This window comes from Uniformispora flossi (assembly GCF_049534875.1).
Classification (GTDB): Bacteria; Actinomycetota; Actinomycetes; order Streptomycetales; family Streptomycetaceae; genus Yinghuangia; species Yinghuangia aomiensis.
In genome coordinates this window covers 43,306-67,215 of the sequence record NZ_JBMULZ010000015.1, presented here as the reverse complement: position 1 = coordinate 67,215, position 23,910 = coordinate 43,306, and the positions used below count along the sequence as shown (strand labels likewise).

At 71.1% G+C, this 23,910-nt stretch carries 14 protein-coding genes; 10 read left to right on the top strand and 4 right to left on the bottom strand.

Going from position 1 to position 23,910, the window contains the following annotated elements; all coding sequences use genetic code 11:
• Positions 1-314 precede the first annotated feature (314 nt).
• The 5 genes from ACPA54_RS27910 (at position 315) to ACPA54_RS27890 (ending at position 5,451) form a co-directional block, all read left to right on the top strand.
• Positions 315-695: a transposase gene (locus ACPA54_RS27910; protein WP_423534147.1), complete on the top strand. Its 381-nt coding sequence runs from the start codon at positions 315-317 to the stop codon at positions 693-695.
• Positions 696-1,327: 632 nt separating this feature from the next.
• Positions 1,328-1,651: a hypothetical protein gene (locus ACPA54_RS27905; protein WP_423534146.1), complete on the top strand. Its 324-nt coding sequence runs from the start codon at positions 1,328-1,330 to the stop codon at positions 1,649-1,651.
• 93 nt (positions 1,652-1,744) lie between these two features.
• Complete coding sequence (gene thyX / locus ACPA54_RS27900; RefSeq protein ID WP_345679341.1) at positions 1,745-2,482, top strand: FAD-dependent thymidylate synthase; 738 nt, start codon at positions 1,745-1,747, stop codon at positions 2,480-2,482.
• Between the two features lie 284 nt (positions 2,483-2,766).
• Entirely contained in the window at positions 2,767-3,666 is a 900-nt protein-coding gene (gene dapA / locus ACPA54_RS27895) for a 4-hydroxy-tetrahydrodipicolinate synthase (protein WP_423534145.1), read from the top strand.
• Between the two features lie 96 nt (positions 3,667-3,762).
• Positions 3,763-5,451 (top strand): ribonuclease J, encoded by a 1,689-nt coding sequence (locus tag ACPA54_RS27890; RefSeq protein ID WP_423534144.1) that lies wholly within the window; start codon positions 3,763-3,765, stop codon positions 5,449-5,451.
• A 107-nt stretch (positions 5,452-5,558) separates the two neighbouring features.
• On the opposite strand, the gene ACPA54_RS27885 is transcribed toward ACPA54_RS27890, so the two are convergent.
• From ACPA54_RS27885 to ACPA54_RS27870, 4 genes are all read right to left on the bottom strand, one after another.
• The gene (locus ACPA54_RS27885; protein ID WP_423534143.1) at positions 5,559-5,732 is read right to left on the bottom strand and encodes a hypothetical protein; all 174 of its coding nucleotides are present in this window, start codon (positions 5,730-5,732) and stop codon (positions 5,559-5,561) included.
• A gap of 346 nt (positions 5,733-6,078) precedes the next feature.
• Positions 6,079-7,455, bottom strand: a complete 1,377-nt coding sequence (locus ACPA54_RS27880) for a type IV toxin-antitoxin system AbiEi family antitoxin domain-containing protein (RefSeq protein WP_423534142.1) — start codon at positions 7,453-7,455, stop codon at positions 6,079-6,081.
• Positions 7,456-7,526: 71 nt separating this feature from the next.
• Entirely contained in the window at positions 7,527-8,204 is a 678-nt protein-coding gene (locus ACPA54_RS27875; RefSeq protein ID WP_423534141.1) for a peptidoglycan-binding domain-containing protein, read from the bottom strand.
• A 313-nt stretch (positions 8,205-8,517) separates the two neighbouring features.
• Positions 8,518-11,082 carry a SpoIIE family protein phosphatase gene (locus ACPA54_RS27870; RefSeq protein ID WP_423534140.1) on the bottom strand — a complete coding sequence of 855 codons (2,565 nt, stop codon included), beginning with the start codon at positions 11,080-11,082 and terminating at the stop codon, positions 8,518-8,520.
• A gap of 481 nt (positions 11,083-11,563) precedes the next feature.
• Between ACPA54_RS27870 and ACPA54_RS27865 the strand changes: the two genes are divergently transcribed.
• The 5 genes from ACPA54_RS27865 (at position 11,564) to rimO (ending at position 23,842) form a co-directional block, all read left to right on the top strand.
• Positions 11,564-17,224: a HAMP domain-containing protein gene (locus ACPA54_RS27865; RefSeq protein ID WP_423534139.1), complete on the top strand. Its 5,661-nt coding sequence runs from the start codon at positions 11,564-11,566 to the stop codon at positions 17,222-17,224.
• Between the two features lie 380 nt (positions 17,225-17,604).
• Positions 17,605-18,309, top strand: a complete 705-nt coding sequence (locus ACPA54_RS27860; protein ID WP_423534138.1) for a response regulator — start codon at positions 17,605-17,607, stop codon at positions 18,307-18,309.
• A 154-nt stretch (positions 18,310-18,463) separates the two neighbouring features.
• Positions 18,464-20,989, top strand: coding sequence for an FtsK/SpoIIIE family DNA translocase (locus tag ACPA54_RS27855; protein WP_423534137.1), 2,526 nt, complete (start codon positions 18,464-18,466; stop codon positions 20,987-20,989).
• Between the two features lie 179 nt (positions 20,990-21,168).
• A complete protein-coding gene (locus ACPA54_RS27850) occupies positions 21,169-21,924 on the top strand; it encodes a helix-turn-helix domain-containing protein (protein WP_423534136.1) in 756 nt (251 codons plus the stop codon).
• A gap of 283 nt (positions 21,925-22,207) precedes the next feature.
• The gene (rimO, locus tag ACPA54_RS27845) at positions 22,208-23,842 is read left to right on the top strand and encodes a 30S ribosomal protein S12 methylthiotransferase RimO (RefSeq protein WP_423534135.1); all 1,635 of its coding nucleotides are present in this window, start codon (positions 22,208-22,210) and stop codon (positions 23,840-23,842) included.
• Positions 23,843-23,910: the final 68 nt, after the last annotated feature.

Genomic DNA, 23,910 nt, shown 5'->3' with positions numbered 1-23,910 from the left:
TCACATCCGCCATCCCGACTCCCTCAACGCCCGACCCCGCGGGGGAATTGTCCCGCGAACGAGCAGACCCCGCCCCCAAATCCACAAAGGCCACCCGCGCGGGGCGGGGCGCGGGTGGTGAGCCGGGACTCGGGACACCCAGCGGGGGCGCGTTGTGTGCTCGTACGGCGGACACGCTGCGGTGAGCGCTCCCCCTGGGACGTCGCCTGCAGCCCCACCGCTGAGGCGGTGACCACATCACCCGAACCGGGCGCAAGGCACAGGCAGGCGAGCTTCATGCCCTCTGATCGTTGGATGGTGTCTGGGGTTGAGTGATGTGCAGTGGGCGCGGATCGAGCCGTTGTTGCCGGACCGGACGCCGCGGCGGGGACGGGCGGTGGCGGGATCACCGGGAGGTGATCGACGCGATTGCTTTCACGTTCCGCACCGGGACACCGTGCATGGACCTGCCTGCGGAGTTCGGGTCGTGGAAGGGCGTCCACAACCGGCTGCGGACGTGGGTGACCGACGGCACCTCGGACCGCGTCTTCACCACGCTGCTCGCCCAAGCCGACGCGGACGAGGACCCTGACTGGGTCGTCGCGGTCGACTCCACGATCGTCCGCGCCCACCAGCACGCCGCCGCAGCCCGCAAAAGGGGGCACCGCCAGACGAGCCCGACGACCACGCCCCCGGCAGGTCCCGCGGCGGGCTGACCCACCGAAGTCCACCTCGCCGCCGACGGGAACTGCCGGCCACTCGCGTTCGTCGTCACGCCCGGACAGACAGGCGACAGCGCGCGGTTCGACGCGGTCATGGCCGCGATCCGCGTCCCGCGACCAGTCGGTAGGCCCCGCACCCGACCCGACACGGTCCTCGAGGACAAGGCGTATTCGTCCCGGCCTAGTTGTGCGGACGCGGCGGGGTGTCTGTCAGACAGTTGTCGGTCTGTCTCGAGGCGACACGGGGGATCGACACGCGGACTGCGGCGCGGGGTTGGCCTCGACCGTGCCACGCTGTCCCCGACGCCTCGGCCACCCCCTCCGAGAGGACGCAGCCCATGCCCGCCCGCCCCTGGCACCTGGCCACCACGCTCGCGGCGGTAGCCCTCACCACCACGTCCTGCGTCGCGGGGCCAACCATCACCGACGAAAAGAAGCCCGCCGCGGCGACAGCTCCCGCAACTTCGCTCCCGACAGCACCTGGGGCTCCGAACGCACCGAACCTGCCAACGGCTCAGACGAGTCCGAACGGGTCTGCGATTGCGTCTGCAAGCCCGACGGCACCGCCGAAGATCTATTCCGTAGGCGGGGACGCCTTCGAGTTCGCGTCCTCGATGAAGGTGAGCGTGACCGCCATCACGGACGAAGGCGCGATCTCGTCCGGTGCCCCCGGGCGGCGCCGCGTCGCCGTGCACCTGCAGGTGGTGAATGGTTCTTCCGGCGATCTTCATCCGTACGGCATGCTCGTGGCATTGGAAGCTTGCCCCTCACCCACGGGCAGTTGCGGAACGCCCGGCGATGGACCGGATCGCAAGGAACCATCGGCGATCGCTGCCGGAACAACCGCGGATGTGGTGCGGTACTTCGGTGTGCCGGGGTCGGACGCGCTGAAGCTTGCTCGCGTCGAGATCAAGTACAACACCGCACACGCAACGTTCGCCTATTCCTGAGTGGAGGACCCCCTCGATGGCGTGGCGATTCCCTGTCGGATTGCTGACTAGGCTTGCGGATGTTCAGTTGAGCCCGTCCGAGGAGTGCCCCGCGTGAGTGATGTGTCCGCCGAGTCCGAGATTCGATTTCGGAGTGATGTCACCGTCGAGTTGGTGAAGCAGAGCGCCGGGGACCAGGACGTGTTGTGGGCCGCGCGGGTGTCCACGGCGGGGGAGAAGTCGCTGGACGAGTTGGCGAAGGACCCGGGGCGGTCGAAGGGGCTCATCAACTTCCTGATGCGGGACAAGCACGGGAGTCCGTTCGAGCACAACTCGATGACGTTCTTCGTGAGCGCGCCGATCTTCGTGTTCCGGGAGTTCCACCGGCACCGGGTCGGGTGGTCGTACAACGAGGAGTCCGGGCGCTACCGCGAGCTGGAGCCGGTGTTCTACGTGCCCGCGCAGGAGCGGAAGCTGGTGCAGCAGGGGAAGCCGGGGGCGTACGACTTCGTCGACGGGACGCCGGAGCAGTTCAAGATCGTCGGGGAGTCGGCCCGCGAGGCGTACCGGAAGTCGTACGCGGCGTACCAGGAGATGCTGGCGGCCGGTGTCGCCCGCGAGGTGGCCCGGGCGGTGCTGCCGGTCGGGCTGTACTCGTCGATGTACGCGACCTGCAATGCGCGTTCGCTGATGCACTTCCTGGGGCTGCGCACCCGTCACGACGACGCCGCGTACCCGTCGTTCCCGCAGCGCGAGATCGAGATGGTGGCGGAGCGGATGGAAGCCGCGTGGGCGGAGCTCATGCCGTTGACGTACGCGGCGTTCAACGCGAACGGGCGCGTCGCGCCGTAGGGGTGCGGAGGGCTGTCGGGGGCGGAGGGTAACGGCTGCGAAGCTGCCCCGCGTGGTCAAATCGGCACAAAGGGTGACATGGAACTTTTTTCGCGTCATTGCCCGGCATTTTTCGGCCACGTGCCTGATACTGAAGGAGACCCCGGCGCTGCTTGAACCCCCGAGCAGGCAGCGCCGGGGTCCTCGCACGTCCGGTGCGGGAGGGGGCCCGCGGAGCGGCGTGCGGAGACCGGAATGTGGGCCGCTACAGCTACCCTGCCACCTGGCCCGGTACCGTTTGTGGCATGGCTCCGACCTCCGCCCCCCAGACCCCTTTCGGCAGGGTCCTCACCGCGATGGTGACCCCGTTCACTGCCGAAGGCGCGCTTGATCTCGACGCGGCCCAACGGCTTGCCGCGCACCTTGTGGACGCCGGCAACGAGGGCCTGGTGGTCAACGGCACCACCGGCGAATCGCCGACCACGAGCGACACCGAGAAAGCGCAGCTGGTCCGGGCCGTGGTGGAGGCCGTCGGCGACCGGGCGTTCGTGATCGCGGGCGCGGGGACGAACGACACAGCACACAGCATCGAACTGGCGCGCGAAGCGGCCGCGGCCGGCGCGCACGGGCTGCTGCTCGTCACGCCGTACTACAGCAAGCCGCCGCAGGAGGGCCTGTACCGGCACACCGTGGCCGTCGCGGACGCCACCGAACTGCCGGTGATGCTGTACGACATCCCGGGGCGCACGGCCGTCGCGCTGGAGACCGAGACGATCGTCCGGCTCGCCGAGCATCCGCGGATCATCGCGAACAAGGACGCCAAGGCCGACCTCGGCGCGGCGTCCTGGGTCATGGCCCGCACCGACCTCGCGTACTACTGCGGCGACGACATCCTCAACCTGCCGATGCTGTCCATCGGCGCGGCGGGATTCGTGAGCGTCGTCGGACACGTGGTGGCGCCCGAGCTGCGGGCACTCGTGGACGCGTACCTGTCCGGCGACATCGCCAAGGCGCGCGAAATCCACCTGCGCCTGCTGCCCGTGTACACCGGAATCTTCCGCACCCAGGGTGTGATTTTGAGCAAGGCCGCCCTTGCCGCACAGGGCCTGATCACCGGCACACTGCGTCTGCCGCTCGTCGAGGCGACGGACGAGCAGATGGCCGTGCTGAGGCAGGATCTCGCGGCGGGCGGGGTAGAGCTGTAGAAAGTGCCCGGACCGGGGTCGACCCTGTCCGGGTTTGAACCATCACATGCGCGGGCCGTCCGGACGACGGGCGTGCCCGCGTGGCGAGGAGAGAACTTGAGTCATCCGCATCCGGAACTCGGACCGCCCCCGGAACTGCCCGAGGGCGGACTTCGCGTCATCCCGCTCGGCGGTCTCGGCGAGATCGGCCGGAACATGACGGTCTTCGAGTACGCCGGGCGGCTGCTGATCGTCGACTGCGGGGTCCTCTTCCCCGAAGAGGAGCAGCCCGGCATCGATCTCATCCTGCCGGACTTCACCGCGATCCGGGACCGGCTGGACGATATCGAGGCGATCGTGCTCACGCACGCGCACGAGGACCACATCGGCGCCGTGCCGTACTTGCTGCGCGAGAAGGCCGACATCCCGCTCATCGGGTCGAAGCTGACGCTCGCGCTCATCGAGGCCAAACTCAACGAGCACCGCATCCGCCCGTACACGCTCGAGGTCGGCGAAGGCGACCGCGAACGGCTGGGCCCCTTCGACTGCGAGTTCATCGCGGTCAACCACTCCATCCCGGACGCGCTCGCCGTCGCGATCCGCACCCCCGCGGGCATGGTCGTCCACACCGGCGACTTCAAGATGGACCAGCTGCCGCTCGACGGCCGGCTGACCGACCTTCCCGCGTTCGCCCGCCTGGGCACCGAGGGCATCGACCTGCTGCTCGCGGACTCGACGAACGCCGAAGTCCCCGGGTTCGTGCCGCCGGAGCGCGACATCGCCGGCGTCCTCGACCGGGTGTTCGCGGACGCCGACCAGCGGATCATCGTGGCCAGCTTCGCCAGCCACGTGCACCGCATCCAGCAGGTGCTGGACACCGCGTACGCCTATGAGCGCAAGGTCGCCTTCGTCGGGCGGTCGATGGTGCGCAACATGGGCGTGGCGCGGGAGCTGGGGTACCTGAAGGTGCCGGCGGGGCTGATCGTGGACGTCAAGACGCTCGACGATCTGCGGCCCGACGAGGTCGTGCTGGTCTGCACGGGATCGCAGGGCGAGCCGATGGCGGCGCTGTCGCGCATGGCGAACCGCGACCACCAGCAGATCCGCATCGTCGAGGGCGACACCGTGGTGCTGGCGTCGTCGCTGATCCCGGGCAACGAGACCGCGGTCTACCGGGTCATCAACGGGCTGACCCGGTGGGGCGCGAACGTCGTGCACAAGGGCAACGCCAAGGTGCACGTGTCCGGCCACGCGTCGGCGGGCGAGCTGCTGTACTTCTTCAACCTCACGAAGCCGCGCAACTTCATGCCGGTGCACGGCGAGTGGCGGCACCTGCGGGCGTCCGCCGATCTGGCGGCGGCCACCGGAGTCCGGCGCGACCGGATCGTCATCGCCGAGGACGGCGTGGTCGTGGACCTCGTCGACGGTGTCGCGCGGATCACCGGCAAGGTTCAGGCCGGGTACGTGTACGTGGACGGCCTGTCGGTCGGCGACGTCACCGAGTCGTCGCTGAAGGACCGGCGGATTCTCGGCGACGAGGGCTTCGTGTCGGTGTTCCTGGTCGTCGACTCGTCGACCGGGAAGGTCGTCGGCGGGCCCCAGATCACGGCACGCGGGTCGGGCATCGACGACGCCAAGTTCGACGACGTGATCCCGCGCATCGAGGACGTCCTCACCCGCGCCGCCGCGGACGGCGTGGCGGACCCGTACCAGCTGCAGCAGCAGGTGCGCCGGGTCGTGGGCAAGTGGGTCAGCGACACCTTCCGGCGCCGGCCGATGATCCTGCCGGTGGTCGTGGAGGTCTGAGGTCTGATGCCTTAGGAGGTCGGGGGTGGGGGGCCGGAGGCTGCTGCGGAAGAGAACAAGCCGCGGCGGACTCCGGGGCCCCACCCCCGCCCCTCGCCGCACCTCCCTCAGACGAGGTGCTTCGGGAAGAACGCGATCAGCTTGGCGACCGCCGGAGCCACATAGTGGTTGCGGTCGTACGGGTCGACGTGGGGATCGACGTGGGTGGCGCCCGCGACGAGGAACAGTTCGGCGCTGCCGGCGCTTCTCCGGCGGCACGGTGAACGTGGCCGCGGGCTCACTCGCGGCTTCGGCGCTGCGGAGGTTCCCGGAGTTCGCCAGCGTCGCCTGCCGGCTCTCGGGATCGGCCCACGGAAGAAGCTCGGAACGTCGGTGCCGGAGATGCCTGTGGCGGTCTTCGTACGCTGGTCCGTCTGGGCGGCGTACACGTTCCGCTAGGCGGGTGCGCCGGAACAGCAACGCGTGCTCTGGTCGGCCGAGCCCGGCACCCGGAACGCTGAGCGGCCTGCCGAGCCGGCCCGCGGCACGGTGCCGAGTTCGTGACCGGCCCGATCGCCTGGATGCCCCTTGCCCTTGAGGCAGCCGACGGGCGCTGGGCGGCAGCAGGTGGCGACGCCGCGGCAGTGGTCAGGCGGCCGCAGGCCGACGCTCGCCGCGTGCGTCGAGTTCGCGGCGGATGACGGCGACGAGTGCCGCCGGGTCCGCAGCCACGACGGCCGCGTCGCATTCCAGGACCAGCCACGGGCTGCCGGAGACGTTGCGGCGGCGTGGTGATGCCAGGGCCGGCGTCGCACGCTGCGGTGTCGGCGGCTGCGCCGGCTGTGCGGCCGCGTTCCTGGGCACGTGCGTGGCCGATGCCGGTCGACCGGCTACCGGGAACGGGCCCGACGCGTGGCTGATGGCCGGCACCGGGCCGCGAACGTGGTCGGCCCCCGGCAGTAGCCCAGCTGCTCGGCCGACGCCCGGCACCGGGCCGGGAACACGGTCTGCCGGCACCGGCCAAGCCGCTCGGCCCATGGCCGGAAGCGGGCCGGAATCGTGCTCCGCAACCCGCAGTGGCCGTGACGCACCGCGGCCGACGAGCGGCACCCATCCGGACTCCCGTTCGGCAACCCGCACGGGCCCGGAACCGCGGCCGACGCGTGGTGCCGGGCCGGAATCACGCCCGATGACCGGTCTCGGCTCCGGAGTGCGACTGGGCTCCACGATGACGCCATAACCCGGTGTCGGCAGTGTCGGCAGTGTCGGCCGTGTCGGCCCCGTCATGTCCACGGCCAGCCGGAACTCCGGCCACGCGAAAGCGAACCTGAGCATGACCCGGCCCCATGCCGACTGCAGGGTCCAACCGGGTACGGGCGCGGGCACGCCCGCGTCGGCCAAGGCGAGCCGGATCGTCGTCTCGACCCACGACGCGGCGGCTGCGTTCGCCGCGGCGACAGCCGTGGCCAGGCCGGGACCGCCGGTGCGTGAGCTGTAATGCGTGACTGCCTCCTCGAGTTGTCGGTGGGTGAGGCGCCCGCGGTGGAGCATGCCGTCCAGGACCGTGACCGCGGTGGCGTGGTCGTCGTGTCGGGCGATGTCCACCGCCGTGCGCAGTGGGTTGGTGGCGGGGATGCCCGCCACCCACGCGACCTCGTCGGGTCGCCAGGCCGCCGAGCGTGCCCGGCAGCCTTGGCGGCGTGGCACGGCGACACCCGGGGGCACGGCGATCTCCACGGGACGGCGGCGCGCCACCACCGCCGGACCCGTGGGAACACCCCATAGCCAGGCCGCCGTTCGCCCGCACGCGATCGCCCCGTGGCCGATCGCGAGCACGGTCGCGGCGGCGCGCAGCGCGAGCGTGTCGGGGACATGGGCGCCGACGTAGACGCCGTGGGTCACCCGCCGGAGATCGCCGTCCTCCAGCCGGCGGCGGACCGCGGAACGGGTGATCCCGCGGTCCGCCGCCATGGCCAGGGTGAACGGCGCGGACAGCAGGGCCGCCAGTGCCGGATCGTGAACCATGCGCTCAGTGTGGGGCGCCGTGGACGGCGGTGCCCTCCGCCGTCCACAGCCCGTGCCCAGTGGTGTTTTCATCAGACCGGGGTGTACGCGTGCTCGCCGGGCGGTACTTCCTGAGCGGTCCCGAGCTGCGTGACCCCGTCGGCGCTCCGGGCACGTTCCGCCGCATGGGCGGGCTTCGGAGGCTTCGCGGGCTTGGCGGGCTTGCCGGACTCGGCCGGCTTCCCGGGCTTTCCGGGGCCCGACGGTTTCCCGGGCTTCGCCGGCTTGTCCCCGGCCGGCTTCCCGGGCTTGTCGGGCTTGCCCGGCTGCCCCGGCTCCGCCTCTCCCGACGAACGCGGCTTCCCGCAGCCCTTCTTGGCGCGGTACAGCACCTTCCACGTGGCCTCGTCGGTTTCCCCCGATTCCGCGACCTGGTTGCACTTCTGCACCCAGCGCACCGCCGCCGTGGTCTCGGGACCGTACATCCCGGAGACGTCGAGCTTGGTGCTGTAGCCGGAACGGGTGCCGATGAGGCACTGTGCCTGCGCGACCGCGTCGCCGTGCGAACTCTCGTTCAGCAGCGGGCGGTCGTTCTTGTCGATGTGGTTGCAGACCGGTGCCGCCGCCACGGCCGCGGGTGCGGCCGGTCCGGCGAGGCCGGCGCCGACCGCGACCGCGCCGGAGATCAGCACCGCGGCCGCGCGTCGGCGGGTCCGACCGCGGCCCGCGACGCGGCCGCGGACTCGGGTGGTCTTGGTAGCGCTGCGCATGACTCCTCCTGGAGGGCCGTGTCCCGAAGCGGGTCTTCGAGAACACGGCTGACGCTAGGGCGAGTTGGCGCAGGGTCCGGAGCCGTCGGATCATCCGACAAGAGGTGCGGCATGTGGGGGAGCGGGCGCCCAGGAGATGTCCCGAAGAAAGAGGAGATTGCCCGGCTTTGGGTCAGTCGGTGCCACAGGCCGCGCCCCTGACCGCCCGCCGATCCGCCCCCGGGCGTAGCAAAAAAGATGCTCAACACGCCGTGATGTCAGACCAAAACTGCAGCCAGGGCGGGGCGGGGGCGCAACCCCAGCAACCCACCCCCTACAACCCCGCCGCCTCCCCCACCCGCAACACCAGAATCGCCATGTCGTCCCGAGCAGGCTCCGCCGCGAACGTCTCCACCGCCCGGTGGATCCGGGCCGCCACCGCTCCCGCCGTCAGGCCCTTGCAGGCCGCGAGGACGGTCATCAGCCCGTCCTCGCCCAGCATCCGGGGCCCCTCGCGCCGTTCCGTCACCCCGTCGGTGACGCACAGCAGGACGTCGCCCGGCTCGAGGTCGACGGTCTCGGCGACCAAGTCCAGTTCGTCGAGGACGCCGAGCAGCGGCTGCGGCGTCGCCACCTGTTCGACGTGTCCGTCCGGGGTCAGCCGCAGCGGCAGCGGGTGGCCTGCCGAGACCAGGGTGAGGCGGATGCCGCCCTCCGGGCGGTGCGTGATGTGCCCGTGGAGCAGGGTCAGGAACCGGCTGCGCGGTCCCTCGTCGAGAATCGCCGCGTTCAGCCGCTGCAATACCGCCGGAACGGGCATGCCTTCCCGGGCGAGCAGGCGCAGTGCCTGCCGTGCCAAGCCCGTGACGGCCGCCGCCTCCGGGCCCGTGCCGCAGACGTCGCCGATGGCGAAGCCCCACAGGTCCGGGCCGATGGTGAACAAGTCGTAGAAGTCGCCGCCGACTTCGTTGCTCTCGCCGGAGGCCTGGTACACCACCTCGACGTCGAGGCCCGGCACCCGCGGCAGTTCCGGCGGCAGGAGGCTGCGTTGCAGGGCCTGGCTCGTGGCGGTGCGCTCGGAGTACAGGCGGGCGTTGTCCATCGCCAATGCCGCGCGCCGGGACAGGTCTTCGGCGAGTTCCAGGGTCTCGCGGCGGAAGCGTTCGCCTGCGACGTTGCCGAGGGTCAGCATGCCGATGCCGCGTCCGCGCGCCACCAACGGCAGCGTGACCGCGTCACCCGCCACCAAATCCTCGTGCCCGACCGTCGTCTCGGTGTCCAATACACGCAGACCTCGCCACGGCCGCGCCCCGACCGTCGGGTGGGCCCGCGGCCGTTCCGCGCGGTCGAGCAGCGCGCGGAGGTCGTCGATCCGGGTCTCGTCCGTGTGCCAGACGCAGCTCAGTGCCGGCTCGTGGCCTTCCGCCAGCGTGTGGACGGCGCACCACGTGGCCAGTCGCGGCACCACGATCTGCGCGACCATCGCGAGCGTCATCTCGGGGTCGAGCGTTCCCGCGAGCAGGTCCGATGCTTCGGCGAGGAACGACAGCGAGCCGCGGCGCACCCGTTCGAGTTCGGACAGGCGGGCGCTCTCCACCGACAGCGAGATCCGGTCGGCGGCGCGCTGCAGCCTCGCCGCGTCGTCGTTGTCGAACCGGGCGCGGCGTTCGGACGCCACGCCGAGCGTTCCGGTCAGGCGGCCCTCGACCTTGAGCGGCGCGGTCACCGCCGACTGCATGAGGCTCTCCCCGAGCACCGGGACGGCCTCCCGCACCCCTTCCGCGTCATGGTGCACCGCGGGCATGCGTGCCGTGCCGAACCGGCCCGCGGACCCCGCCACCGGCACGCGGGCATGCCGCTGATGCAGCGCCCCCGCAAGGCCGGTCGTCGCGCGGACTTCCATTTCGCTTTCGTCGTCGGTGGCGATCAGCACGAACGCCGCGTCGCCGTCCAGGAGATCGCGGGCGCGTTCGATCGCGCGCTGGAGCAGTTCGTCGAGGCCGGGGCGGTTGTGGCCTTCGAGACCGTCCCATTCGCTGTCCGTGGGCGGCGGTACGGGAGTCCGCCCTGCCGCCGCGGCCGCCCGGTTCTCCAGCACCGCGCGGGCCCGGGCCGGGACCGCGAGCAGCACGAGCGAGGGATTGTCCGACGCGTCGCGCAGCCGCACATGCGAGGCGAACACCCGCACGGGCCGGCCTTCGGCATGCCGGATGTCGTACATGCCTTGCCAGCGCGATAGTTCCAGCATCGCCGCGAACGGCATGTCGTTCTCGGAACTTTCCGGCGTATGCGGCCAGTCGACCAACTGCGAGAGCCGCATGCCGACCGCTTCGACAGCGGGCCGGCCGAACAGGTCGGCTGCGTCCACGTTCCAGTGCGTGACGCGCTGGTTGGCGTCGGCATGCACCACCGCCACCCGCACCGGCGTGTCGGTGCCGGGGAGCACATGGGTGGGCAGCGTAGGCCCGGCCAGGCTCGTCGCCGACCCGCCGTCGGGCAGGTCGAGGCGGAACCACACCTGCTTGACGCTCTTGGTGTACTCGACGCCCCACGCCGACGCGATCGACGCGGACAGGAACAAACCGCGCCCGCTCTCGTCGTCCGCATCGAAGGCGCCGACGGGCGTGGGCAGTTCACGGGTGGGATAGCGGTCGACGACTTCGATCTGCACCGCGTCGTCGTAGCGGACGCACGACACCTCGGTCGCCGTCCCGGCGTGCACGATCGCGTTGGTGACCAGCTCGCTGACCAGCAGCACCGCATCGTCCACGACGCCGGAGGCGTCCCATTCGGTGAGCGTTTGGCGCACGAAGGATCGGGCGGCGGCCACGGATCGGCCCTCAGGGGCGAACGTGGCACTCACTTTCGCGGTGACGACCATCTCGGCTTCCGGGTCCATACACTCCCGCATCCTGCGTCGTGCGGTGGTTGCGGTGGCGCGGCCTTGCTGCTCCCGTACGTGTAATCGAAGGGCGATCGGGCGGCTACGTCTGATTCATGCGCCGCCGGAAGCCCCGTCCAATCCGGCCTGCATATGTGACGTACGTCTCGGCCACCTCGGTGTTTCCGGCGCGGCCGCCCTGCCACGGGACGGTCCCGCGGCAGCTCCGCACACTACCGCGTCCCTTTGGCGGGGGCGCAGCTCCTTGGTGAACATTGACGCGCCGGCGTACGCCCGCCACCGCGCCGCCACGCACGGTATCGGCCGGTCCGACCTGCGGAGTCGGCCTTGCGCTCCGCGCGATGGTGGAAGACTGCCGATAGCAGGCGGCGCACGCCGCGGCCGGCAGCCGGAGGGCGGCACACACGCCCGGCGGCCGACCGGACCGGGGCGGGTGCCGAGGTCGGTGTCCGGCGGAGTCCGGTGGAGGAATCTCAGCATGGCGAAGACGGCGAGCAAGGCCGGGTCCGGCGGCGCGCGCGCCCGTCGCGACCGGGACGACGAGCGGGAGCTGCGGATGCTGCTCGCGGCTTTGACCGCGGTGCGCGACGGCAACTTCCGACGCCGGCTGACGGTCTCCGGCAACGGCGTGATGAGCGAGATCGCCGCGGTCTTCAACGACGTCCAGGACCGCAACCAGCATCTGGCCGGCGAGCTGGCCCGGGTGCGCCGCGTGATGGGCCGGGACGGCAAGCTCGGGGAGCGCTTGCATCCCGGCCCCGGCGAGGGGTCGTGGGCGGCCGGCATCGACGCGGCGAACGCGCTCGTCGAGGACCTCGTCCGGCCGATCACCGAGATCAACCGGATTCTGTCCGCGGTCGCCGAGGGCGACCTGTCGCAGCGGCTCGACCAGCGGATGTCCGGGCAGCCGCTGCGCGGCGAGTTCAACAAGATGGGCCGCACCGTCAACGGGCTCGTCGACCAGCTGTCCGCGTTCGCCGACGAGGTGACCCGGGTGGCGCGCGAGGTCGGCACCGAAGGCAAGCTCGGCGGTCAGGCGCAGGTCCGCGGCGTGTCGGGTAGCTGGAAGGACCTCACCGACTCCGTCAACACGATGGCCAGCCGGCTGACCGCGCAGGTCCGCGACATCGCGCTGGTGACGACGGCGGTCGCGAAAGGCGACCTGTCGCGCAAGGTGACCGTCGAGGTCGAGGGCGAGATGCTCGCCTTGAAGAACACCGTGAACACGATGGTCGACCAGCTGTCCGGGTTCGCGCAGGAAGTCACCCGGGTGGCGCGCGAGGTGGGCACGGAAGGCCGTCTGGGCGGCCAGGCGCGCGTCGAAGGCGTGTCGGGTACCTGGAAGGACCTGACGGACTCCGTCAACGTCATGGCGGGCAATCTGACGGCGCAGGTCCGGGACATCGCCCAGGTGACCACCGCGGTCGCGTACGGCGACCTGACGCAGACCATCACCGTGTCGGCGCGCGGCGAAATGGCGCAGCTCGCCGAGACGATCAACTCGATGACGGGCACGCTGCGCACGTTCGCTTCCGAAGTGACGCGTGTGGCGAGTGAAGTCGGCTTCGAGGGCCGTCTGGGCGGGCAGGCGCGCGTGGACGGCGTGTCGGGCACGTGGAAGGACCTCACCGACTCGGTGAACACCGCCTTCTACAACCTGACCGCGCAGGTCCGGGACATCGCGCAGGTGACGACCGCGGTCGCGCGCGGCGACCTGTCGCAGAAGATCACGGTGGACGTCTCCGGCGAGATGCTGGAACTGAAGAACACCGTCAACACCATGGTCGACCAGTTGTCCGGCTTCGCGTCCGAAGTGACGCGGGTGGCGCGCGAGGTGGGCAGCGACGGCACGCTCGGCGGCCAAGCCGCGGTGCCGGGCGTCGCGGGCACGTGGAAGGACCTGACCGACTCCGTCAACCTGATGGCGAGCAACCTGACCGGCCAGGTCCGCAACATCGCCCAGGTGTCGACGGCCGTCGCGCGCGGCGACCTGTCGCAGAAGATCACGGTGGACGTCTCCGGCGAGATGCTGGAACTGAAGAACACCGTCAACACCATGGTCGACCAGCTGTCCGCGTTCGCCAGCGAAGTCACGCGCGTGGCGCGGGAAGTGGGCAGCGAAGGCCGCCTGGGCGGGCAAGCGCGCGTGGTGCCCGGCGTCGCCGGCGTGTGGCTCGACCTGACCGACTCCGTGAACTTCATGGCGGGCAACCTGACCGCGCAGGTCCGCAACATCGCCGACGTCACCACGGCAGTGGCGCGCGGCGACCTGTCGAAGACCATCACCGTCGACGCCCGCGGCGAGATCCTCGAACTCAAGACCACCGTGAACACGATGGTCGACCAGCTCTCGGCGTTCGCCTCCGAAGTGACCCGCGTGGCCCGCGAGGTGGGCACCGAAGGCATCCTCGGCGGGCAGGCCCAGGTGCTCGGCCTGGGCGGCGTGTGGCGCGACCTGACGTACTCGGTGAACTTCATGGCGGGCAACCTGACGGGCCAGGTGCGCAGCATCGCCCAGGTCGCCACCGCGGTCGCCAAGGGCGACCTGTCGCAGAAGATCTCCGTGGACGCCCGCGGCGAGATCCTCGAACTCAAGACGACCATCAACACGATGGTCGACCAGCTGTCCGGCTTCGCGCAGGAAGTCACGCGCGTGGCCCGCGAGGTGGGCACCGAAGGCCGCCTCGGCGGGCAAGCCGACGTCAAGGGCGTGTCCGGCACGTGGCGCGACCTCACCGAGTCCGTCAACGTCATGGCGGGCAACCTCACCGGCCAGGTGCGCAGCATCGCCGAGGTGACCACCGCGGTCGCGGGCGGCGACCTCACCCAGAAGATCACCGTCGACGCCCGCGGCGAGATCCTCGAACTCAAGGACACCATCAACACGATGGTCGACCAGCTGTCCGCCTTCGCCGACGAGGTCACGCGCGTGGCCCGCGAGGTGGGCACCGAGGGCATCCTCGGCGGCCAGGCCCGCGTCCGCGGCGTGTCGGGCACGTGGAAGGACCTCACCGACAACGTCAACTCGATGGCGGCCAACCTCACCGGGCAGGTCCGCAACATCGCGCAGGTGTCCTCCGCGGTCGCGTCCGGCGACCTGTCGCAGAAGATCACCGTGGACGCCCAGGGCGAGGTGCTCCAGCTCAAGACGACCATCAACACGATGGTCGACACGCTGCGCGCCTTCGCCGACGAAGTGACCCGCGTGGCGCGCGACGTGGGCACCGAAGGCCGCCTGGGCGGCCAGGCGCACGTCCCGGGCGTGTCCGGCACGTGGAAGGACCTCACCGACAACGTCAACTCGATGGCCGACAACCTGACCGGCCAGGTCCGCAGCATCGCCGAGGTGACCACCGCGGTCGCGCTCGGCGACCTGACCCGCAAGATCGACGTCGACGCGCGTGGCGAGATCCTCGAACTCAAGACCACCATCAACACGATGGTCGACCAGCTGTCCGCGTTCGCCGGGGAAGTCACCCGCGTGGCACGGGAAGTGGGCACCGACGGCATCCTCGGCGGCCAAGCCGAGGTGGAAGGCGTCTCCGGCACCTGGAAGCAGCTCACCGAGAACGTGAACGAGCTGGCCGGCAACCTGACCCGGCAGGTCCGCGCGATCGCCGAGGTCGCCACCGCGGTGACGCGCGGCGACCTGACGCTGCAGATCGACGTCGACGCCCGCGGCGAGATCCTCGAACTCCGCGACAACATCAACCAGATGATCGCCAACCTCGGCGAGACCACCCTGGCCAACCGCGAACAGGACTGGCTCAAGACCAACCTGGCCCGCATCTCCGGCCTCATGCAGGGCCGCCGCGACCTGATGGCGGTCGCCGCGCTCATCATGAGCGAACTGACCCCCGTGGTCTCCGCCCAGCACGGCGCGTTCTTCCTCGCCGAACTCACCCACGAAGACCACGTCGAACTGCGGCTCATCGCCAGCTACGGCTACCAGAACGGCGGGGCCCCGACCCGGTTCCGCCTCGGCCAGTCGCTGGTCGGCCAAGCCGCGCTGGAGAAGCGGTCGATCGTCGTCGAACACGCGCCGCCGGGCTACATCAAGATCTCGTCCGGCCTCGGCGAGGCCCCGCCGGTCAACGTCGTCGTGCTGCCGGTGCTCTTCGAAGACCAGCTGCTCGGCGTCCTCGAACTGGCCTCGTTCAGCCCGTTCACCTCGGTGCACCGCAACTTCCTCGAACAGCTCAACGAGCAGATCGGCGTCACGGTCAACACGATCATGGCGAACTCCCGCACCGAGATGCTGCTCGCCGAGTCGCAGCGGCTGACCGAGGAACTCCAGGAACGCTCCGAGGAACTCCAGCGGCAGCAAGGCGAACTGCGCAACTCCAACGCCGAACTCGAAGACAAGGCCGCGCTGCTCGCCCGGCAGAACCGCGACATCGAGATCAAGAACAGCGAGATCGAACAGGCCCGCAAGGCCCTCGAAGAACGCGCCGAACAGCTCGCCCTGTCGTCCCGCTACAAGTCCGAGTTCCTCGCGAACATGTCGCACGAACTGCGGACCCCGCTCAACAGCCTCCTCATCCTCGCCAAGCTGCTGGCCGACAACGTCGACGGCAACCTGACCCGCAAGCAGGTCGAGTTCGCCGAGACCATCCACGCCGCCGGATCCGACCTGCTCCAGCTCATCAACGACATCCTCGACCTGTCGAAGGTGCAGGCGGGCAAGATGGACGTCCGCCCCGCGCGGATCGCCCTCGTCCAGCTCATGGACTACGTCGAGGCCACCATCCGGCCGCTCACCGCCGAGAAGGGCCTGGACTTCACCGTCCACGTCTCGCCCGAAGTCCCGGCCACCCTCTACACCGACGAACAGCGCCTCCAGCAGGTCCTGCGCAACCTGCTGTCCAACGCCGTCAAGTTCACCGACACCGGCTCCGTGGAAGTCGTCATCCGGCTCACCGACGACATCCCGCCCGCCGTCGGCGACCTCGACGACGCCGACCAGGCCATCGCCTTCTCCGTCGTCGACACCGGCATCGGCATCGCCGAGGAAAAGCTCAAGGTCATCTTCGAGGCGTTCCAGCAGGCCGACGGCACCACCAGCAGGCGCTACGGCGGCACCGGCCTCGGCCTGTCCATCAGCCGCGAGATCGCCTGGCTCCTCGGCGGCGAGATCCACGCGGTCAGCGAACCCGGCCGCGGCAGCACGTTCACCCTGTACGTGCCGCTCGACAGCATGCTCGCCGACGACGAGCCCGCCCAGGCCGGAGCCCCGCTCGCCCTCCCCGGCGAGACCGGCCCGCTCGCGCTGCTGCCCGCGCAGGCGCCGTCCGCCGCGCCCGACCGCCCGGAAGCCACCGCGCAGGCCGCCGCCCCGCTGCGCCGCGTCCTCGCGGTGGAGGAGCCGCAGGCCGACGGCGGACCGATCGTCACCACGCTCGCCGGGCTCGGCGACCTTGTCGAGGTGGCCACGGCGCCGACCCCCGACGCCGCCGTCGACGCCCTCGATCTGTTCCACCCGGCCTGCATCGTCGTCGACGTCCGCCTCGCCGACGAAGGCGCCTGGCGGCTGCTCGACGTCCTCGCCGGCCGCGCCGACCTCCAGGACGTGCCCGTGGTGGTGCACGTGCCGATGCGGCCCACCCGTTCCGAAGCGGCCCGGCTGCGCGGCTACCGGCGGCGCATCGGTGCCCTGCACCGGGTGTCCACCCCGGACGCGCTGGCCGACTTCGTCGCCGACGCCGCCCGCGAGGACACCCGGCCGCCGCGCCCGGCGCCCGCAGCGCGGCCCTTCGAAGGCCGCTTCCAGGGCGAGAAGGTGCTGATCGTCGACGACGACGTGCGCAACGTCTTCGCCCTGACCAGCGTCCTCGAGCAGTACGGCCTGGTGGTCAGCTACGCCGAGAACGGCCGCGAGGGCATCGAGAAGCTCCAGGCCCAGGACGACATCGCGATCGTCCTCATGGACGTGATGATGCCGGAAATGGACGGCTACGCCACGACCGCCGCCATCCGCCGCATGCCCCAGTACGTCGGCCTGCCGATCATCGCCCTCACCGCGAAGGCCATGAAGGGCGACCGCGACAAGAGCATCGCGTCCGGCATGTCGGACTACGTGGCCAAGCCGGTCGACACCGGACATCTCCTCAGCCTGATCCGCACCTGGCTGGAGGAGTGAGCGACTCCACACCCGGCGCCCGGCGGGGCCGCGGACCGGCTCCGCGGCCCCGCCGGTCGGCCGTCGCCGTCCACTGCGGGAAATGCCCGGTCCGGCCCCGGGATTGCCGGATTCGCGGGAACTCCGGGGCTGTCGGTTCCGTTGGATCCGTGGGAGGGTGCGACACAGGGCTGTCGGTACCGTACGTGCGTCGGTGGTCACACCACGCGACCGGCGGTTCGGGAACTGCCTGCCCCGGTCCGTCCGGAGCACTAGCATGACCGGGACGCACCGGGACCCGGCCGGGTACGGACACGAAGCGGCAGAGCACTGATCCAGAGACGAGCGGAGCCGACCGGGACGCGGGCATGCCCGGGTCGCCGGATCGAAGAGGGTGGGCCATGACGGAGAAGGCCAAGATCCTCCTGGTCGATGACCGTCAGGAGAACCTGCTCGCCCTCGAGGCGATCCTGTCCGCACTCGACCAGACCCTCGTGCGCGCCCACTCCGGCGAGGAAGCCCTGAAGGCGCTGCTCAGCGACGACTTCGCGGTCATCCTGCTGGACGTGCAGATGCCCGGCATGGACGGCTTCGAGACCGCCGCGCACATCAAGCGCCGCGAGAAGACCCGCGACATCCCGATCATCTTCCTCACCGCGATCAACCACGGCCCGCACCACACCTTCCGCGGCTACGCGGCGGGCGCGGTCGACTACATCTCCAAGCCGTTCGACCCGTGGGTGCTGCGCGCCAAGGTCGCCGTCTTCGTCGACCTGTACAACAAGAACTGCCAGCTGCGCGAGCAGGCCGCCCTGCTGCGCGGCCGCATCGACGCGGGCGCGGGGGAGAACCGCGCCGGCGACATGCTCGGCGAGCTGTTCGCCCGGCTCGGCAGCCTCGAGGAGAGCGCCGACGACCTCGCCAAGCAGGTCGAGATGTCCGACGACCCGGCGCTCGCGGCCACCGCGAACGGCGTCCTCGGCAAGATCGCCCGGCTCCGCGCGGCCCTCGACGCCCTCGTCCCGGCACCCGCCGGGCACCCCGGCCCGGCCGCGGAAACCCGCCCGCCGGCTCCGCCCGCGGCCCGGCGCCCTCCGGAGGCGTAACGCCGGGACGGCCGCCGGAGCCGTTCTGCAACCCCCGTAAAACCACCGTGACGGAAGCGGTGGCGCGTGCCCTGGCGAATGCGGTGAACGACACGTGCGGCCGAGTTCCGAGTGACACGTGAGACACGCGGGTCCGCCGGGTAACCTCACCCCTATGGCCACGCGTACGTCCGGCGGCGGCGCCCGGACCGGCGGCGCCGCGAAGAAGAAGGCTCCGGCGAAGAAAGCCGCGCCCGCACCTCCGCCTCCGCCGCCCCCGCCCGGCATCTTCGAACGCATCGGCGACATCGTTTTCCGCGTGGTCAAAGGCGTGTGGCTCGGCCTCGCGCACGCCGTCGGCGGCGTGTTCCGCAGCATCGGCCACGGCGCCCGCGGCATCCACCCCGAACACCGCCGCGACGGCGTCGGCCTGGCCCTGCTCGGGCTGTCGATCGTGGTCGCCGCGGCCGCGTGGGGTGACGTCCAGGGCCCGGTCGGCGACGCGGTGACCGCCGTGGTGGCGGGCTCGGTAGGCCGACTGGACGTGCTCGTGCCGTTCCTCGTCGCCGCGCTCGCGGTCCGGGTCATCCGGCACCCCGACCAAGGCGACGCGACCGGCCGCATCGTCATCGGCAGCGTCGCCCTCGTGGTCGGCGTCCTCGGCATGATCCACATCGGCTCCGGGACACCGCACCCGTCGGACGGCGCGACCGCCATGCGCGGCGGCGGCGGCCTCGTCGGGTACGCGTTCGCCGGCCCGCTGGTCGACGCGGTCACGAAGTGGGCGGCCATACCGCTTCTGCTGATCGTGGTGTTCTTCGGCCTGCTCGTCGTCACCGCCACCCCGGTCGCCGCGGTGTCCGACCGGCTGCGCACCTACCTCGGCTTCCCGGGCGGGGACTACCCCGACGACGAGCCGTACGACGACTATCCGGACGACTACGCCGACGACTACGACGACGACGTGCCCGAGGAGACCCCGCCGCCGAAGCGCAGGCGCGCCCCCGCAGCCCCGGCCAAGGAAGCCCCCGCCGCGCCGCGCCCGCGCGGCCGCAAGTCCGGCTCCGACCCGATCGAGGTCGCCGCCGCCGCGGCCGCCGCACTCGACGGCACCGCGCTGCCGGTCCCCGGCGCGCGCACCCGCAAGGCCGCCCCGGCGGTCGTGGACGAGACCCGCAGCGCGCCGCCCGCCAACCCCCTGCCGCCGCGCAGCGAGCAGCTCAGGCTGTCCGGCGACATCACCTACCACCTGCCGGCGAGCGACCTGCTCAAGCGCGGCGGGCCGGGCAAGGCGCGCAGCCAGGCGAACGACGACGTGGTCGCCGCGCTCAGCCACGTGTTCGAGCAGTTCAACGTGGACGCGCGGGTCACCGGCTTCACCCGCGGCCCGACGGTCACCCGCTACGTGATCGAGCTGGGTCCCGCGGTCAAGGTCGAGCGGATCACCGCGCTGGCGAAGAACATCGCGTACGCGGTCGCCAGCCCCGACGTGCGGATCATCAGCCCGATCCCGGGCAAGTCCGCGGTCGGCATCGAGATCCCTAACGCGGACCGCGAGATGGTCAACCTCGGCGACGTCCTGCGGGCCGACGAGGCGGTCTCCGACCAGCACCCGATGCTGGTCGCCCTCGGCAAGGACGTCGAGGGTGGGTTCGTCGTCGCGAACCTCGCCAAGATGCCGCACATCCTCGTCGCCGGCGCCACCGGCGCGGGCAAGTCGAGCTGCATCAACGGCCTGATCACGTCGATCATGATGCGCGCCACCCCCGACGAGGTGCGGCTGGTGCTCGTCGACCCCAAACGCGTCGAGCTGACCGCGTACGAGGGCATCCCGCACCTGATCACGCCGATCATCACCAACCCGAAGCGGGCCGCCGAGGCGTTGCAGTGGGTCGTCCGTGAGATGGACATGCGGTACGACGACCTCGCCAACTTCGGCTACCGGCACGTCGACGACTTCAACAAGGCGCTGCGCACCGGCAAGCTGACGACGCCGCCCGGGAGCGAGCGGGAACTCGCGCCGTACCCGTACCTGTTGGTGATCGTCGACGAGCTGGCCGACCTGATGATGGTGGCGCCGCGCGACGTCGAGGACTCGATCGTGCGCATCACGCAGCTCGCGCGCGCCGCGGGCATCCACCTGGTGCTGGCCACCCAGCGGCCGAGCGTGGACGTGGTGACCGGTCTGATCAAGGCCAACGTGCCGTCGCGGCTGGCGTTCGCGACCAGTTCGCTGGCGGACAGCCGCGTCATCCTCGACCAGCCGGGTGCCGAGAAGCTCATCGGCAAAGGCGACGGGCTGTTCCTGCCGATGGGGGCGAACAAGCCCGTCCGGATGCAGGGCGCATTCGTCACCGAGGCGGAGGTCGAAGCGGTCGTCCGGCACTGCAAGGAACAGCTGCAGCCGGAGTACCGCGAGGACGTGGCCGCGTCCGGTGGACAGAAGAAGCAGATCGACGAGGAGATCGGCGACGATCTCGATCTGCTGTGCCAGGCCGCCGAGCTGGTGGTGTCCACGCAGTTCGGGTCGACGTCGATGCTGCAGCGCAAGCTGCGCGTCGGGTTCGCGAAGGCGGGACGGCTGATGGACCTCATGGAGTCGCGCGGCATTGTCGGCCCGAGCGAAGGGTCCAAGGCACGCGACGTCCTCATCAAGCCGGATGAACTTGATCAGGTGTTGTCAACAATCCGCGGGGAATAGGCAAGTCTGATCGGAAATCCGGTCGCAACCTGATTCACTGGTGACGGTTTGCATCGCGTTCGCGATCTGTCCGAATCTCGGCGCCGCGCGCCGGGGTTCGGCAGGGGAACACGCCGATCCGGCCGCGCCTTAGACTCCTGTGACTCCCGTCTCGTGTCCGTACGCTCGGAGGCGCACTCGTGTCCATCGGTCAGACCCTTGCCCACGCCCGCACCAAGGCGGGGCTCACCGTCGACCAGGTAAGCGAGGCCACTCGTATCAGACAGCCGATCGTGGAAGGCATCGAGCACGACGACTTCGCGGGCTGCGGCGGCGACTTCTACGCACGCGGCCACATCCGCACGATCGCCCGCGCGGTCGGGATCGACCCCGAGCCGCTGGTCGCCGAGTTCGACCAGGCGCACGGCGTCACCCCGGCCCCGAGCCCCACGGTCATTTTCGAACCGGAACGCATCAAGCCCGAACGGCGGTTGACGCCCAACTGGACGGCCGCCATGGCCGCCGCCGTCGTCGTGGTGCTCTCCTTCGTGGTCTTCCACCTCGTCGACGGCAAGGGCGACGACGACAAGCCGGTCGCCGCGCCGTCCCCGACCGGCCCCGCGCAGCCCACCGCCCCGCAGGCCGCCCCGGTGCCCGCCGCGCCGCCCAGCTCCGTCGTCGCGCAGGCCCCGCCGCAGGTCAAGGTCCGGCTCGACGCGGTGGCCGGCAAGAGCTGGGTGCGCGCCACCGACACCACCGGCAAGCAGGTCTACTTCGAAGGCAACCTGGAGAAGGGCGCCAGCAAGGAATTCGTCGACCCGACCGAGCTGAAGCTGGTCATCGGCAACGCCGACGGCGTCCGCCTCAACGTCAACGGCAAGGACCTCGGCCCGGCCAGCACCAAGAACTCCGTGGTCCGGCTCTCCTTCAAGCCGGGCGACCCGCAGCAGGGCTGAGGCCCCGCCCGGCCCGACAGGGCGGGGTGAACCGGGAGGCCGGGGAAGCCCGGAGCAGGAGACCGGGGAAGCCCGGAGCCGGAGGGCTCGGAAGAGCCGGGAGACGGAACCCGGCGGCCGGAAGTCGGAAGCGGAAACCGGGAAGCCGGGGGACCGGAAACCCGGACAGCCGGGGGCGACGTCCCGGAAACCGCCGCCGCCCGGGCGGGGATCCGGGTGCTCGTTCGAGTGCAACCGGTTCCCGCGTCCGGTCCGGGCCGTGTCCTGACGTAGGCTTTCCGGCATGCCCGCCCCCCGCCCCGAGTCCGCGCCTGCCGGTTCCGCGCCGACGGCCGCGGCCGATCCCGCCGTCCGTATCCCGGAAACCGCCGAAGCCGGCAGCACCGCCGCGCCCGTGACCGCGGGCGGCGGCCGCACCGTGGCGCTGGTCACCCTCGGCTGCGCCCGCAACGAGGTCGACTCCGAAGAGCTGGCGGGCCGACTGGAAGCCGACGGCTGGCGGCTCACCGAAGACGCCGCCGACGCTTCCGTCGTCCTCGTCAACACGTGCGGTTTCGTCGAGTCCGCCAAGAAGGACTCCATCGACACCGTGCTGGAAGCCGCCGACCTCAAGAAAGAGGGCCTGACCCAGGCCGTCGTCGCGGTCGGCTGCATGGCCGAGCGCTACGGCGACCAGCTCGCCGGTGCGCTGCCCGAGGCCGACGCCGTCCTCGGCTTCGACGACTACCAGGACATCGCCGCCCGCCTCCGCGGCATCCTCGCCGGCGAGAAGCACACCTCGCACGTGCCCCGCGACCGCCGCACGCTGCTCCCGCTCAGCCCGGTCGAACGCCAGGCCGCCGACGTCGCGGTCCCCGGCCACGGCGGCGACGAGACCGCGAGCGTGCCCGCCGACCTGCCCGAGGGCGTCGCCCCCGCGTCCGGCCCGCGCCCGCTGCGCCGCCGCCTCGGCGACGGCCCGGTCGCGTCCGTCAAGCTCGCGTCCGGCTGCGACCGGCGCTGCTCGTTCTGCGCGATCCCGTCGTTCCGCGGCTCGTTCCTCTCCCGCCGCCCCACCGACCTGGTCGGCGAAGCCCGCTGGCTCGCCGCCGAAGGCGTCCGGGAAATCGTTTTGGTCAGCGAGAACTCCACGTCGTACGGCAAGGACCTCGGCGACATCCGGCTCCTCGAAGCCCTGCTGCCCGAACTCGCTTCCATCGACGGCCTCGACCGGGTCCGGGTCAACTACCTCCAGCCCGCCGAGATGCGCCCCGGCCTCATCGACGTGCTCACCGGGACCGACGGCGTCACCCCGTACTTCGACCTGTCGTTCCAGCACGCCAGCGAGCCGGTACTGCGCCGGATGCGCCGCTTCGGCTCCCGCGAGGCGTTCCTCGGCCTGCTCGACCAGGTCCGCGCCAAGGCCCCCGAGGCCGGCGCCCGCTCGAACTTCATCGTCGGCTTCCCCGGCGAGACCGAGGACGACGTCGAGGAACTCGTGCGGTTCCTCACCGCGGCCCGCCTCGACGCGATCGGCGTGTTCGGCTACTCCGACGAAGAAGGCACCGAAGCCGCCGGCTACGACGGCAAGCTGCCCGACGACGTCATCGCCGAACGCCTCGAACGCGTCAGCCGCCTCGCCGAGGAACTCACCGCGCAGCGCGCCGAGGAGCGGATCGGCACCCGCGTCGACGTCCTCGTCGAGGAGATCGTCGACATCGCCGACGACGGCACCGTCACCGCGGAAGGGCGCGCGGCCCACCAGGCGCCGGAGATCGACGGCCTGACCGTGGTCCGCGGCCAGGGTCTGGAAGTCGGCACGATCGTTCCGGCGATCGTGGTCGGCAGCGAGGGCGTGGACCTGTACGCGGACCTCGTGGCGGACGCCTCCGACCGGGCCGCGGCCGGTGCCGCGGCCGCCGCGGGACCGGTCCGGTGACCGAAGACCCGACGCCGCCCGCCCGCCGCCGCCCGTCGGACGCCGCGCGCAACGCGGCGCAGAAGTCC

Bases quoted from the DNA above. Each gene is read 5' to 3' on its own strand.
- ACPA54_RS27910 (WP_423534147.1), top strand. From the start codon at position 315: ATGTGCAGTGGGCGCGGATCGAGCCGTTGTTGCCGGACCGGACGCCGC.
- dapA (WP_423534145.1), top strand. From the start codon at position 2,767: ATGGCTCCGACCTCCGCCCCCCAGACCCCTTTCGGCAGGGTCCTCACC.
- ACPA54_RS27880 (WP_423534142.1), bottom strand. From the start codon at position 7,455: ATGGTTCACGATCCGGCACTGGCGGCCCTGCTGTCCGCGCCGTTCACC.
- ACPA54_RS27875 (WP_423534141.1), bottom strand. From the start codon at position 8,204: ATGCGCAGCGCTACCAAGACCACCCGAGTCCGCGGCCGCGTCGCGGGC.
- ACPA54_RS27870 (WP_423534140.1), bottom strand. From the start codon at position 11,082: ATGGACCCGGAAGCCGAGATGGTCGTCACCGCGAAAGTGAGTGCCACG.
- ACPA54_RS27865 (WP_423534139.1), top strand. From the start codon at position 11,564: ATGGCGAAGACGGCGAGCAAGGCCGGGTCCGGCGGCGCGCGCGCCCGT.
- ACPA54_RS27860 (WP_423534138.1), top strand. From the start codon at position 17,605: ATGACGGAGAAGGCCAAGATCCTCCTGGTCGATGACCGTCAGGAGAAC.
- ACPA54_RS27855 (WP_423534137.1), top strand. From the start codon at position 18,464: ATGGCCACGCGTACGTCCGGCGGCGGCGCCCGGACCGGCGGCGCCGCG.
- rimO (WP_423534135.1), top strand. From the start codon at position 22,208: ATGCCCGCCCCCCGCCCCGAGTCCGCGCCTGCCGGTTCCGCGCCGACG.